The organism is Caballeronia sp. INML1, from assembly GCF_023631085.1.
Taxonomy (GTDB): Bacteria; Pseudomonadota; Gammaproteobacteria; order Burkholderiales; family Burkholderiaceae; genus Caballeronia; species Caballeronia turbans.
The window spans coordinates 1-14,040 of the sequence record NZ_JALQDT010000058.1; the positions used below are offsets into that span (position 1 = coordinate 1).

Genomic DNA, 14,040 nt, shown 5'->3' on the forward strand with positions numbered 1-14,040 from the left:
CTGGCAGCGATGCTAACCCGCGTCTGATTCCGCGCGCCAGGCCAGCCCCTGCCTCGCGGAGTCATACTGACTAATGGATCGGGCGATCGGCCAAAATCGTCTAGATGTAGCGCGGCGTTCGCTATGTTGCCACTGATCGCAGGCGCTTTTATCGCCATGACCGTGCGCTGTCGACTCCGTGCGAGTCTGCGCGTCCATCAGGGAAGGGGAATGCGTGACTTCTTCGAGACTTGCCTACACCGCAGGGGCAGCACGTGCGGTGTGATCTATTTACACAGGGAGGTTCAGTGACCGCCAATTGAACTCCCGCTGACCACGGTCGATCCCGGACGAACGCCGATGAGACCGTTTTACCGGCGCGAAGTCGGGCCGAGGCGCGAACGTTCGAACGCAGTTGCGGGTCCCGCTGCGGACCTGCGCAAGGCTCTTCGGTGAGTAGCCGCGGGGGCCCCCCAAGCACGCACATTAGGCCCCCCCCGGAAGTCATCGCGTACACGTTTCGGTCTTCAATTCGCGCCCGGATGTTCACGCGGGCGTTTCCACAGCGTCGAACTGCCGAGAACTAGGTCTCGTTGGTAAGCGTGTTCACATATGCGGTCTTGACATGCTGCTCCCCGGACAAGTCACCATAGCGTTGCCAGAATCCGCGCCCTTTCGACTTCGCGACATACATCGCGGTGTCTGCATTGAGAAGTAGATCGCGCGCGGAGATGCCGTCTTGTGGAAACTCGCTGATACCGACACTTGCGCCCACGACCACCTTTCTCCCGCTCACGGGAAGGTCGCTATCGAGTGCTCGCACAATGTCCGCAGCGAGATCCGCCGCCGAATCGGAGGAATACGCGCCTTCCACCAAAACGACGAATTCGTCGCCGCCCAGTCTCGCCACCGTATGTCCCTTCGAAAGCACTTGTTGCAGACGGCCCGCCACGGCCACGAGCACGGTGTCGCCGAATGAATGACCGAACTGGTCGTTGATCTGCTTGAAGCGGTCCAGATCGACGAACAGCACGGCGAGCCTCTCGCCGTTTGCGGTCGCGTCATGCACTGCCGTGTCGAGCTTTTGCATGAACAGCATGCGGTTGGGCAGGCCCGTGAGCACGTCGTGATTGGCCAGATGCGCGAGTTGATGCTGCTTGTCGTGAAGCGCATCCACCTGGGATTTGATTTCGCGCCGCATGTGGTCGAAACAGCGCGCGAGCATGCCGATCTCATCGGTGCGTTTGAGCGGCAATGCTTCGGTCGCGTTGTCGGCAAAGAAATGCGTGGCCGCATGGGTGAGTATCTGCAGCGGCCTCGTCAGCGCGCGCGCAAACAGGATGGCGAGCAGGAGCGCTGCCAAGCTCGAAAATAGGATCATTCGCACGATCTGATCGCCGAGCAAATTGGCGCCGGACAGCACGTCCGAGAGCGGCTTGCCGAGCCCGAGCACGATGAAGCGATTGCCCGCCGACGCGCCGAACGGCCGCCTCACGAATGCGAGCACCTCGTCGTGCGCCTGCTCTGGGTTGGCGAGTCCGTTGATCAGCACGCTGTTTGCCGTGCGCTCGAAGAGCGGCTTTGTCGCGGCGAAGCTGTCCTGCATGAACACGCGGCGCCCTTTGTCGAAGCCGAACGACTGCGAAGAATCGGGATGAACGAGGAAGTCGCCCCATTCGTTGGCGAGATACACCTCATAGTCGGCGGGCAAGTCGGTCCGCAGCAGTTTGAGCAGGACCGCGAGATCCACGTCGAGCACCACCACGCCTACGACGACGCCTGCGGGCGTGGCGATGGGCGCGGCGAGGCGCAGGATGGGCCTGCCTTCGGCGTAGTGCGCGCCGTGTTCGCGATTGATGGTGATCGGGCCGATATAGACGCGTCCGGGCGCCAATGCCAAGGTGTCGAAGACGTACGCGAACTGGCCTTTTTCCTGCAGGTTGCCTTCCCGGACCTCGACGATGCCGTGTCCGTCGCGATCGAATCGTATTCTTTCCAGCCCGAAACGATCGCGCGCAATGAGCCGTGCCTGAAGATACCCAGGATGATGGAGCATGAAGCTCGAGAAGACCTGTGCAAGCCGCGCCCGGTCCTCCTTCGTTTTCAGGTCGTTCGCCGATTGTGCGATGAGCGCCGAGGACGGCATGGTGGCGAGCACGAGCACGTCGGCAGCCATGTCGTCGATGGAAACCGAGAAGCGCTGGCCAAGCAGCTCCGTCGCAGTGAGAAGATTGCGCCCCGCCTCGCCGGCCAGCATTGTGCGATTGGCGCGATACGCGTAGTAGCCGGTCGAGCCCGACGCCAGCACGCCAATCAAAGCAAGCAGCAACGACAACTTCACCATCAGTCCTGGCCGCATCATCGAAAGCGCTCCGGCCGGTCGCCCGACACGATCCGGCTCCAGAGCGACTCGCGCTCCTCGATGTTTTCCACGGGCTGGATCCAGATGAGATGAGCGCTGTCGCTGCTGTGTTCAGGTGGAAGGATCAACGTGTTCGCCAGGCCCTGTCGCTGGGTGAGCAGGGCGCTCACGTCGGGTTCGAGCATGTAGTTGATCCAGGCTAGCGCGAGCGGCCGGTTCGTGGCCGATTGGGTCATGGCCCAGCAATCGAGCCAGGCGAGCGCACCCTCTTCGGGAATGACATAACCCACATCCGCACCGGCCTTGCGCAGCAAGGCGAGTTGCTGGGTACCGTAATTGCCGAACATGAGCGCGGCCTTGTGCTGGATGAAGTACGCCGTGGCTTCCTCGGGCACGGTGTAATAGGTGAGCAGGTTACGGCGCAAGTCGACCAGTTTTCGCGCGATCTCTCGCATCTGTCCGTCGGTGAGCTGGAACGGATGCGGGTAGCCGAGTGCCAGCGCCGCGAACGAAAAGTTGTGTTGCGCGCTGTTAAAGTCGAGCACCTTGCCCTGATAGCGTGGGTTCCAGAGCTCCTTCATGGAGCGAGGCGCAATGGGAATCTGCTTGCGATCGTAGATCAGTCCCATCGACGAATACGTGAACGGGATCGCGTAGATCTTGCCGTTCGCGGTGAGTCCGTCGATCGACGAGACCGCGCGAAACCGCGGCAATTGACGTTGCGTGTTGGGAAGCTCTCCCAGATTGAGCGGAGAGAGCAGATTCTCCAACGTATAGCGGTGTATCTCCGCGGTGTTGGCAGCCAGCACGTCGAACGGCGGCTTGCCGCCTGTGTGCATCTTGTCCGACAAAGCTTCGTCCGAGTCTACGAAGGTCACTTGGACGCGCGCGTTGAAGCGACTTTCGAACTTCTTCACGACGTCGTTGTCGGCATAACCCGGCCACGCGAGCACCCGCAGCACGTTTTCTTGGGCGAAGGTCGGCAGGCCACACAACGTCAGCGTGAAGAAAGTGAGCGCGGCAACGGGGGGGCGCGAAGAAAAACTGACGCGCCGAAATATGCGCTTCGCAATCTCGCATCCCCAAGAGAGCAGGATGCGTCTCCGATTGGGCGGTGAGGAACCAAGGCTCATTTGGTAGACCTTCGAACTGTGACCTGATGCGTCGTTCTAAAGCATCAAGCCCGGCTGGATTCGACAAGGCTGAATGCAACGGCATCCGATATCCTGAAACGGCTCCATTGCGTTAACGGTTTCGTGCAGGCGATCTTTAGCCGCGCCGGCTCGTCCGGACGTTTGCACCGCTCATTTACCGACTGTTGCCCAACCGATGCTGAGTTTCCGAGGGGCCTCTACGAGTCACTCCCGCCCGCACCACTTTGTACCGGAGTATTCGCCCCTACATTGCTGACATAGCCCATAGGCCTGCATTGGAAGACTCAGAACGTGTAGCCGACCGATAAAAACGTCACGATCGGATCCAATTTCAGCTTGGATTCGCTCTTGACTTGCCCCACGGCAGAATTCGTCGTGAGTGTTGCGCGTGCGGACAGCCACATGTACGACACGGAGAATGCCGCCGACCAGTGTTTGGTGAAGTTGTACGAAAGTCCAGCGTTCACAACAGGTGCGAACGAGTTGCTGATATGCACGCTCGTGGGCCCCGTCAATGCCGTGCCTGTCTGTGGCGAATAGAGGAACGCACCGTTGGCCATTTGCTGGCTCAGCTTTACGTCCGAGAACCACACATACGAGGCGCCCGCGCCGACATAAGGGCGGAACTTGCTCTGCGCGCTGAGGAAATAGTATTTGAGCAGTAGCGTCGGGCTCCACTCGCGGGCCGTACCCAGTTCGCCCAGCGGCCCGAGCGTGCCTTCGCCGTTGAGATGAAACTTCGGCGGTACGCCCGTCACCGCTTCGACCGCGATGTGGTCGGTGACGAAATACTGAAGGGTCAGTCCGAATGTATCTGCATCGCTTACTGACGCGCTTGCTCCTTGTTTCGTCACCGTCTGACCGAGCGCGGTGACGTTGAAGGGGCCACTCGAATCCTGCGGTGCGAAGTGCATCCAGCCGGCACTGACCTGGATATCGCCCGCCGACTGCGCGTTCGCGCACGTCACGCCCGCCATGCTCATTGTTGCGAGGGCCGCGCATGTAATGTGTTTCAGCATCATTTCTTCTCTTCTCGTTTCAGATTTCAATCGGTAACAGGCGAGCGCGTTCACATCGCCTCAGCCACCAGGCCCGAGGCGAAGTACGCACAAAAGAAAGCAAGTGAACCGGTAGTCTCTAAACCTACAGACAGCAGTCGAGGCTTACCTTGAAATACTCGTAGCTCATTTCGATGCTGCGCTTCACCGCGTGTACCTCGTCAACGCCGGGCGCGTTGCCGAGCAGTGTCGCGACGATCTCGAGCGCTTCCCACGGATGTGCGTCGTCATAGTGCGCGTGCAGACTGAGCCAGCGCATGGCCTTGCGGCGCATCGAGGTGGGGAAGCTGTTCGCGTAGGTGTCACTGCTGCAAACAAGCGTCGACCATTCGCCCGTGACGCCCTCGATTGCGAAGTTGGTTGCGGCGATGCTCGCGGCAAGCGGGTCCCCGCTGCTGCTCTTCCAGCACCAGTGCGAAAGTGCGTAGGCGAGGGAAGGGCCGCCGCCTTTCATCAATGCGCGCTTATTGACGTCGTGCGCGGCTGCCCAGTCGACCCAGTAGTCCGCGTGGTTTTGCTCGACGCGGATGTTGCGGGTCAAATAGCGCCGCGCCAGATCCTCGCCGCGAGAATGCCCGTAGCGCAGCTTCTGAAGATTCATCGCCATGTACTGCGGAAATTGCTCGACAACCGGCCAGCCGTTGACGAGAAATGCTTCGGCCTGCCGCGACGTCAGCCTTGCTTCGCGCATCGCGGCAAAGATGGGATGGCCGATGATGGTCTGCTTGGTCTGATTTGTTTCGGTCAGCACGTCGCCCAACCAGGCTGGGTAGCTGGCGATGTCCTTCAAGTCGCCAACCCGCTGAAAAGTGGGATCCAACATCTCCTCCTACGTCATTGCAAGAAATTCAACGTTCTGCGCCCAAAGAGCCGGTCGGCCCACATGGAACCCCTGAACGAAATCCACGCCCATCGTGCTTAATGCGCGCAGGATCGCTTCGTTCTCGACGTATTCCGCGATGGTCAGACGCCCCATCGAATGGCCGATGTCGTTGATCGCTGCCACCATGTCCTTGCTAACGGCATCTTTGAGCATGTCCTTGATGAATCCGCCGTCGATCTTGATGTAATCGACCGGCAGGTGCTTCAGATAGCCAAACGAAGACATGCCCGCGCCGAAGTCATCGAGCGAAAACTTGCAGCCGCGCTTCTTCAACGTGCGGATAAAACGCGCGGCGGCTGCGAGATTGGCGATCGCGGTGGTTTCGGTCACTTCGAAGCAGATGGACTCAGGGGCGATGGGGCTGAGTTCGAACTGTTCGGTCAGGAATTGGAGAAAGCGCTCGTCGCCGATCGAGGCACCCGACAGATTGATCGCGTATTGCACGCCCTCGGGATTGCCTATCCTGGCGAGCGTCGTGAACACGGCGCGCACAACCCAGCGGTCGATCGCGGACATTAGTCCGTACCGCTCGGCAGCGGGTAGAAAGGAGAAGGGCGATACGATCTTACCGCCGTCACCGACCATGCGCAGCAGCACCTCTACGTGACGCGGATGCTGCGCGGACTCGTCGATGCCGTCCGCCCGCTGAACCGCGCGGATCTCCTGTGCGTAGAGGCAGAAGCGATTGTTCGCCAACGCGTCCTTGATGCGACCGCACCATGACATGGCGCTCGCATGACGAGTGAGTTCCTTGTCGCCGCGCACGGCCAGATGCACGCGATCGCGCCCGCGCTCCTTGGCGAGATAGCAGGCGATATCGCCGAAGCGCATCGCCGTTTCCATGTCGAGCCCCCGCAAATCGACCAAGCCGATGCTCACGCTCGTCGACAACGTGTGTGTTTCGCACGACCACTGGAACGCGGCGACCTCCTGTCGTAGGCGCTCGGCAATGCCCGTCGCAGTTTGCTCGTCACAATCGGCCATGAGCGCGGCGAACTCATCGCCGCCCAGGCGCGCGACCGAATCCTCCTCGCGAAGACACTGCCTGAAGAGTGCCGCCACCTCGCGCAGCATCGTGTCGCCGGCCGCATGGCCGTACGTGTCATTTACCACCTTGAACTGGTCGAGGTCGAGCACCATCAGCATGCAGGGACGCTGTGTGCTTTTGACGTCCGATTGCGCATCGAGCGAGGCGGACAGACGTCGCTCGAACTCGGTACGATTGAGCAAGCCCGTCAAGCCATCGTGCGACGCCTGCCACGACAGATTCGAGACGTATTCGCGCTCACGGGTCATGTTCCGCAACAGCAGCACGGCACCCGTGATCGTGTCGGACGTATCGTGCACGACGGACGTGATCGCTTGCACAACGGTCTCTGTGCCTTCTCGGTTAGTCAGCACGAGATCGGTACTCGGGTCCCATGGCTCGGTGCCGCGCAGTGCCTGTTCGATCGGGTCAACGGGCCGCCGGTCCCATTCCCGTGCGATGGAGACAAGCGCAGTCAACTCGTGCTTCACGCAACTGCCTGCTTCACGACAGAAGAGGCGCTCTGCGGCGGGGTTAATGAACTCAACGAGGCCCGATGGCCCGACGGAGACGACGGCCTCGCCGATCGAGCCCAGCGTGGCTTTCGCGCGCGCCTCGCTTCGCCTCAACGCGTGCTCCGAGGCGAGTCGCGCGGTAATGAAGCGGCGTGCGTACCACACGGACAGTGAGACCAGGAGCGCCGCGACCACGACGTTGATGGCGAACAGTAACAATGCTGTTTTTCGGAATGCGGAGCCGAGCACGTCGGCGAATGCCCGCGAAATGGGTGCAATCGCCGAATTGATGTTCCAGATTTCGCCCGTCAAAAGCTCCACTTCGACCTGGCCGGACGCGCCAGTGAGCTTGGCGAGGCGCAGTTTTTGGGCGGTCGAGACGAGCTGATCAACGAGCGCATCGCCGCGTGTCCAATATGTCACCGCGTGTTCGAAGTAGCTGACGCGGCGGAAGGTCCGAAAGACCCAGATGACTGAGCTAACGTCAGCCGCGTCGACGCCGCTTTCGAGCAGTGCCATTCGAGCCGAGCCGAGATCGGGATAGGCACCTTCGAGCGCGAGTCGGGCACGCTTCAGATTAAGCGGGTAGGCGATCGCGCTTTCATACTGACGAAAGGAAGCTTCATCGCCGGTCTGCGCATAGCGGATGAGATATAAAACTGCGTCCTTCTGGCCTTTCGACCACGTGCTCTCACCACCGATATACGCGCGAACGGACGACATAATCGAGAGGCTCGTAGCGACAAGAGCCAGCAGCGAGGCAACGACTGCCAAAAAAGGCCACGTAGTCTTCAACAACTGTCGATTGGTCTTCGATGACGCTGGCATACCGAGCCTTGTTATCGGTTTCTCTGTGCATAGCGAAGAAAATACAGTCCCCCCGCAAAGACCGTCGAATTGTTTCGAACGATCGTGTTTTGCGGTGAGATGCTGTCGCTTCGATCTATAACGGCACGAGGAATATGAACTTGAGGCCCTATTCGAAAACCCTCGAGGGTCGAATAGTACTCGTGGTAGCCGCCATCAAAGCGTTTGATAATAAGAAAGAGTGGCAACCGTTGTTTTTATCGCATGAGGCAACCGAGTCGCGACAGAATGCGCTCGCGGCATTGCGGAGTAAGGTCGAGCGGAAGGACTCGTTTCCACACTTACCCCTGTACTTTCTCAAGCAAGACATCATGGAAGACATGACGCGTTGGACGCCGACTTCCGGCATTCCACAAGGGGCGGTTGTCAGCCCCCTGTTGGCAAATCCGTATCTGCACGAGCTTGACGTGGAAATGCGCCAGGCAGGGCTGGTCATGGTGCGTTACGCGGATGACGCCGTGGTGTTATCAGCCGGTGCCTGATAGCCCCAATTTACGACGACGAACTGAGATGTGGGTATCGCGCCGAGCTATTCATCGGAGAGGATTCCGATGAGCCGCAACGCGTTGTGCTGTTCGGACGGCTTACGGGCGCATGAAGACGCTCTTTCCGCGCGTGACACGACGGCTCGCGCAGCGCGCCGGCACGCCAATCGATTCTGTTGCCTAGAGGGCCAGCTCTCGCGACACAGTCGACATGGCAAGCCCAGCCGCCGCCCGTGGCACGCCCATTGCGCATTAATGAGGCCAAAAAGGAAGGAGAATGGTCATGAGCAGCGATCGTCTGGAAGGACCGGGCAGCACCGATAAGCCGCTCGGCGATGCCGGCAGCGGAGCCAGCGGTGGTGGCTCGCTGGGCAACCAGCCAGGACCGGGCGCCGCCACAGGCGGTGATCCCGCCCAAGGAGTGCGTCAACCAACTTCCGGCGAGGCCGAACAGTCTCCTGCACAACACCGGTCGAAACAGGAAGTCTCACCTGAGTCGGGCAACAGTACCGAGTCGCCCCGCAGAGACGCCGCGCTCAAAAGAAAGTGACGATGACCGATCGCTTCGTCATGTTGGCATTGAAAAGGCTCGCGAACGGCTGCTTCCTTGTTAGGAGCGATCCATCGACATGACGAAGCCAGCGCGGCATCGTCTATTTCGATTCCGCCGGCGGCATCATCGTACGATGCACTGCTGCGTAGCCCAGCGGCGCTCGCCGTTTGGCGATCACGACAACGCGTAACAGAACCTCTCGGACCAACGCGACAGGCGCGGCCGCTGCCTGACCGCTTCCAATCAAAACGCTTGAGATGAACATTCTCCATCAGCGAAGGAATGTGGTGTAACGCAATCGATGCACCCGACAAGCGTGATACGCACCAAAGGTTTCTTACCACTCTGGACGGCCGGAGCGGTCTCAACGTCGATGATGTGGCTGGAAATGCTTGCAGCGGCGCTGTTCACCTTCAAGGCGACCAATTCGGCAGTAGAAGTCGCGCTGGTCTCCGCGTGTCGAAGTCTCCCGCTGCTTTTGAGCGGCGCGGTCATGGGCGTCGTCGCCGATGCGATGGATCGCAAGAGAATAGTGCTGCTCGGATTGTTGCTGGCGAGCGCTTCGTCGGCGACAGTAGGAATCTTGTCTTTCCTCGGGGTTCTGTCGACATGGCACCTTTGCGCTGCCGCGCTCGTGAGCGGTGTCGTCTATGCCACCGAGATGCCTGCGCGTCGGCGCATGATCGCAGAGACAGCAGGTTCGGCGATGGCCTCTCGCGCGGTCGCTATCGACAGCATGACCAACTTCGCGACGCGATGCATTGGGCCTCTGCTTGGAGGCCTGATATACGGAGCACTCGGCGTCGCGACATCCTATTTTCTCTCCGCGACGGCGTCGCTTTGCGCCGCGGCGTGCATCTTTCGACTTTCGACCGTGCATGCGCCATCCGGGCGCCTCTCCCTGACGCGGTTCCGCGAGGACCTCAGGGAAGCGTGGCAATACGCGCTCGACAGTAAAACGATCATGGCGCTCTTGATCGTGACGACAATCACGAACTTATGCGGCTATAGCTATAACGTTCTACTGACACCGCTCGGAAGGGACACGTTCGACTTGTCGGCCACGATGATCGGCGTGCTTTCGTCGGCGGAGCCTGCGGGATCTTTTGTCGCGGGCGCGATCATCGGAGGCACTCGCCTGCGAGGGCGTTCCTTTGTCTGGTTGATAGCCGGATCGAGTGTGTTTTTCCTGGCTATTGCGATCGCTGGGTTCGCAAGTTCTTTCCGATGCTCGCTGGCTTCATTGCTCGTCATTCTCTTCATCGGCGGCTTTGGTAGCGCCGCCTACAACATACACCAGACGACTATCGTGATCGAGTCCGTGCCCGGCGTCATGCGCAGTCGTGTGTTCGGTCTGGTCACTGTCGGTATCGGATGCTGGCCGCTCGGAACGCTGCTAGCGGGCCTCTTTGCGACAATACTTGGACCGACGGGAGCCTTGATCGCGCTGGGCGTCACAGGTATCGCCGGCAACAGTGTCCTGACACTTCACGCGGTGAAGGAGAGGTCGCATCGGTAGAAGGGCGAAGGGTCGCTTGTGAGCCAACGCGTCCGCGGAAGGCATGCCGAAAAGCCGCGAAAGCACCATAAAGTAAAGCGAAGGCAGTCCGTAAACAGCATGAAAGCAACGGCTTTCCCATTGGGGAAACCCTTTCGCATCTGTCTACGGAGAATCACAACCATGAAGGTAGTCACCAAACTGGGCCTGGGCTTCGGCATCGTGCTGTCGATGTTGTTCGCGGTGCTCGCCTTCGGTCTCGTCAGCATGTCGCAAATCCAGGCCCGCTTCGATGAAGTCGTCGAAGTCAACAATGCGGAAGCGAAGCTCGCACACGCGCTGAGCCTGTCGGTGAGCGACCGGATGATCGCGCTGCGCAACATCGCGCTCCTGACAGATACCGCCGCAGTCGAGACGGAGAAAGCACGCATCCGCACGCAGGCGCAAGGCTATGCGCAGGCCTACGACGCACTCGGCACGCGCTTCAGGGAAAGCGACCACACCTCTGCAAGCGAGCGCGCCGTTTTCGACAAGCTGCGCGCGAACGAAGCGGCCGCAGCGCCGATCATCGAAAAGGCGATCTCGCTTGCCGAAGCGCGCGAGCAACAGGCCGCGATTCGTGTGCTGATCGACGAGTTGCGACCCGTGCAGCGCGACTGGATGAGCACCACGAAGGACATGATCGCGCTGCAGGATGAACAGAACGATGTCGCCAACCGCGACGCCGACGCCGCCTACGCCCGCGCCAAGGCGATCATGCTCGCGCTCGGCGCGGCAGCCGTGCTCACCGGCATCGTGGCCGCGCTCGTCATCACGCGCGGTCTCACGCGCGCGCTCGGCGGCGAACCGGGCGAAGCGATGGCACTCGCCGCGCGCATCGCGCAAGGCAATCTGCGCGATGGGATCGCCGTCGACGGCCGCAGCCCCGACAGCCTGATGGTCTCGCTCGAAACGATGCGCGCGCGTCTGAACACGATCGTTCTCGGCATTCAGTCATCGAGCGTGGCGATCGCCGAAGCGGCCAGCGAGATCGCGCAAGGCACCGTCGATCTGTCGAAGCGCACGGAGTCGCAGGCCGCATCGCTCGAGGAAACGGCGGCGAGCATGGAAGAACTCGCGAGCACCGTCGCGAAGAATGCCGACAACGCCGCCGAGGGCACGCACGCCGCGACGAAAGCTTGCGGCGACGCGACTCAGGGCGGCGACACGGTCAATAATGTGGTCGCGACCATGCGGAGCATCGCGCAGGCTTCGTCGCACATGGCCGACATCATCGGCGTGATCGAAGGCATCGCGTTTCAGACCAATATCCTCGCGCTCAATGCGGCAGTCGAGGCCGCGCGCGCGGGCGATCAGGGCCGCGGCTTCGCGGTCGTCGCCGGCGAAGTGCGCGCACTCGCGCAACGCAGCGCCGTGGCCGCCAAGGAGATCAAGACGCTCATCGACGATTCGAACGCGCGCGTGTCGAACGGCTCGGCGCTCGTCGAGCATGCGGGCGGCACGATCGAAGGGCTGGTCGCGTCCGTGAGTCGTGTGACTGCCATCATGAGCGAGGTGGCGGCGGCATCCGGCGAGCAGCGCATGGGCATCGATCAGGTGAACGTAGCCGTCGCGCAGATGGATGAGGTCACGCAGCAGAACGCGGCGCTTGTCGAACAGGCGTCAGCCGCCGCGCAATCGCTCGCCGAGCAGGCCGAAACGTTGCGTCAGGCGGTCGCGGTGTTTCAAGTCGAGTGAGCCGCGCGGTCCGAGTCGATCCTCGCCAAGCGCGAAGTTCTTGCTGATGCGTCGCGGCCGGCTACGCTGCGGCGCATAGGCAAACCCGAATGCACGGAGATTTGGGTTAATGATTCGGGCGTCAGTCAGCCACGCGTTCGATCGTGGCCTTGAACGCGTGGGCCTTTGCGAGAGCATCCAGACCCGAAACGAGCTTTCCCGGATTGACCAGCGACTTCGAGCGAGCGGTGGAGCTTGTGGTCGATGCGTTGAAGGCCGGTTATCAGCGTAAGGGGCAGTGACTGGCAACCGGTGCGACGGGCGAGCGCCGCCCGCCAAGGATGCCGGGCGCATCCATGGTCTAGCTTTACGCATGCCATATGGACGTCGAATCCAGTGTGACCTTCGGCGAGCTGCAGTTGCCAATTCACGCCTGCGGCGCCTGACGCACGCGAGACGCACTCAGTGCGAGATGCTTTCGAGCGATCTTCCGAGCGTGCGCGGCCCCATCAATCCGATGGACAGCATCACGAGCAGCATCGCGCCCGCGATGAAGCCGAACACGCCGGTCACGCCCGCTTCCTTGAGCACGAACGCGATCACGAACGAACTGAACACCGCCGATAGCCTGCTCCACGAATACACGAAGCCGACGGCGCGGGCGCGGATTGTCGTCGGATAGAGCTCCTGCTGATACGTGTGATAGGTAAAGGAGATGATATTTCCCGCGAGGGTGAGCAACACGCCGAGCGTGACGATCATCACCGCCGCTGATGCCTGACTGAACAGCAGGCCCGCGACGATGTTCACGCCCGCCATGAACACGATCACATGCTTGCGCTCGAAGCGATCGGCGATCCAGTATCCGAGCAAGGGTCCGATAGGCGCGGCGAGCCCGATCACAGTCGTATAGAGCAGGCTCGATGTAACCGTCACGCCCTGCCTGACGAGCAAGGTCGGTACCCAGTTCGCGAATCCGTAGAAGCCGACCGTCTGGAAGATATGAAAGACGATCAGCATCAGCGTGCGCTTGCGATATGGCGGCTTCCACATGTCCGCGAAGCCTGCCTTCCTCGCGATCGGGTCGGACGGGCCCGGCTCGGGCAAGGGCTTTCCGAACTGGAGCGAGACGTTGTCTTCGAGGCGGCGCAGGACTTTATCGGCTTCGTCGATTCTTCCCTTGCTTGCAAGCCAGCGGGGGCTTTCCGGAAGATTGCGCCGGAAATACCACACGAAGAGCGCGCTCACGCCTCCGGCCAATGCGACCCAGCGCCACCCGTCGAGGCCGAACGGCTCGTGCGGCACGAGCAGATACGAAAGAAACGCGACGACCGGCACGGCTGAAAAGCCGACCGCCTGGCACACCGCGAACGCCCTGCCGCGCAGATGCTTCGGCGCAAGCTCGGACAGGTAAGTCCCGATGGTCACGAGTTCCACGCCGATGCCCAGCCCCGACACGAAGCGCCAGAAATTGAGCCAGAGCGCCGTGTCCTGAAACGCCATCACGGTGTTCGCGGCGACGTACCAGAGCAGCGAATACGTGAAGATCGCGCGACGTCCATAGCGGTCCGCTAGAAAGCCGCAAGCGATCGTGCCGATGAAAAGCCCGCAGAACAACGCCGCTATGAAGCTCGCAACGCCCGTCGTGCCGAAGAGGCCCGCGGTAGTCGCGCTCAGGATGCCGCTCTTCACGAGACCCGGCGCGATATAGCCGGTGAAGAGCAGATCGTAGAGCTCGAAAAAGAAGCCGAGGCTCAAGAGAAAGACGAGCTTCCACACCGCGCGCGTCGCGGGAAGCCGGTCGATGCGCGCCGAGATGCCCGCTGTGTCCGCGATTGCGGGCGCATCCGATAGCGCGTGCCCGGCGGCGTCGTGCAGACCCGAGGTGCCCTGCATGATGGCCATTGTCGTCTCCTGTATGTATTTTGATGCCGCATCGTTGG

Annotated in this window: 10 protein-coding genes; 4 read left to right on the top strand and 6 right to left on the bottom strand. The window is 61.1% G+C overall.

What is annotated here, in order from left to right:
- Positions 1-562 precede the first annotated feature (562 nt).
- From NCR38_RS22670 to NCR38_RS22690, 5 genes are all read right to left on the bottom strand, one after another.
- Positions 563-2,341 carry a GGDEF domain-containing protein gene (locus tag NCR38_RS22670; protein ID WP_061121799.1) on the bottom strand — a complete coding sequence of 593 codons (1,779 nt, stop codon included), beginning with the start codon at positions 2,339-2,341 and terminating at the stop codon, positions 563-565.
- Positions 2,338-3,474: an extracellular solute-binding protein gene (locus tag NCR38_RS22675; protein ID WP_086961656.1), complete on the bottom strand. Its 1,137-nt coding sequence runs from the start codon at positions 3,472-3,474 to the stop codon at positions 2,338-2,340. Before NCR38_RS22675 ends, NCR38_RS22670 begins: the two co-directional genes overlap by 4 nt.
- 305 nt (positions 3,475-3,779) lie before the next feature.
- On the bottom strand, positions 3,780-4,511 hold the full coding sequence (locus NCR38_RS22680; RefSeq protein WP_409219301.1) for an OmpW/AlkL family protein: 732 nt from the start codon (positions 4,509-4,511) through the stop codon (positions 3,780-3,782).
- A gap of 127 nt (positions 4,512-4,638) precedes the next feature.
- A complete protein-coding gene (locus NCR38_RS22685) occupies positions 4,639-5,376 on the bottom strand; it encodes a TenA family transcriptional regulator (protein WP_061121800.1) in 738 nt (245 codons plus the stop codon).
- Positions 5,377-5,382: 6 nt separating this feature from the next.
- Positions 5,383-7,701, bottom strand: coding sequence for an EAL domain-containing protein (locus tag NCR38_RS22690; RefSeq protein WP_061121801.1), 2,319 nt, complete (start codon positions 7,699-7,701; stop codon positions 5,383-5,385).
- 287 nt (positions 7,702-7,988) lie between these two features.
- Between NCR38_RS22690 and NCR38_RS34355 the strand changes: the two genes are divergently transcribed.
- The 4 genes from NCR38_RS34355 to NCR38_RS22710 all read left to right on the top strand — a co-directional run bounded on the left by NCR38_RS34355 (position 7,989) and on the right by NCR38_RS22710 (position 12,118).
- On the top strand, positions 7,989-8,327 hold the full coding sequence (locus tag NCR38_RS34355) for a reverse transcriptase domain-containing protein (RefSeq protein WP_250477656.1): 339 nt from the start codon (positions 7,989-7,991) through the stop codon (positions 8,325-8,327).
- Between the two features lie 286 nt (positions 8,328-8,613).
- Positions 8,614-8,880 (top strand): hypothetical protein, encoded by a 267-nt coding sequence (locus NCR38_RS22700; RefSeq protein ID WP_143756454.1) that lies wholly within the window; start codon positions 8,614-8,616, stop codon positions 8,878-8,880.
- 304 nt (positions 8,881-9,184) lie between these two features.
- Positions 9,185-10,402 carry an MFS transporter gene (locus tag NCR38_RS22705; protein WP_284502353.1) on the top strand — a complete coding sequence of 406 codons (1,218 nt, stop codon included), beginning with the start codon at positions 9,185-9,187 and terminating at the stop codon, positions 10,400-10,402.
- A 162-nt stretch (positions 10,403-10,564) separates the two neighbouring features.
- Positions 10,565-12,118, top strand: a complete 1,554-nt coding sequence (locus NCR38_RS22710; RefSeq protein WP_061121804.1) for a methyl-accepting chemotaxis protein — start codon at positions 10,565-10,567, stop codon at positions 12,116-12,118.
- A gap of 441 nt (positions 12,119-12,559) precedes the next feature.
- On the opposite strand, the gene NCR38_RS22715 is transcribed toward NCR38_RS22710, so the two are convergent.
- Positions 12,560-14,002: an MFS transporter gene (locus tag NCR38_RS22715; RefSeq protein ID WP_061121805.1), complete on the bottom strand. Its 1,443-nt coding sequence runs from the start codon at positions 14,000-14,002 to the stop codon at positions 12,560-12,562.
- Between the last annotated feature and the right edge of the window lie 38 nt (positions 14,003-14,040).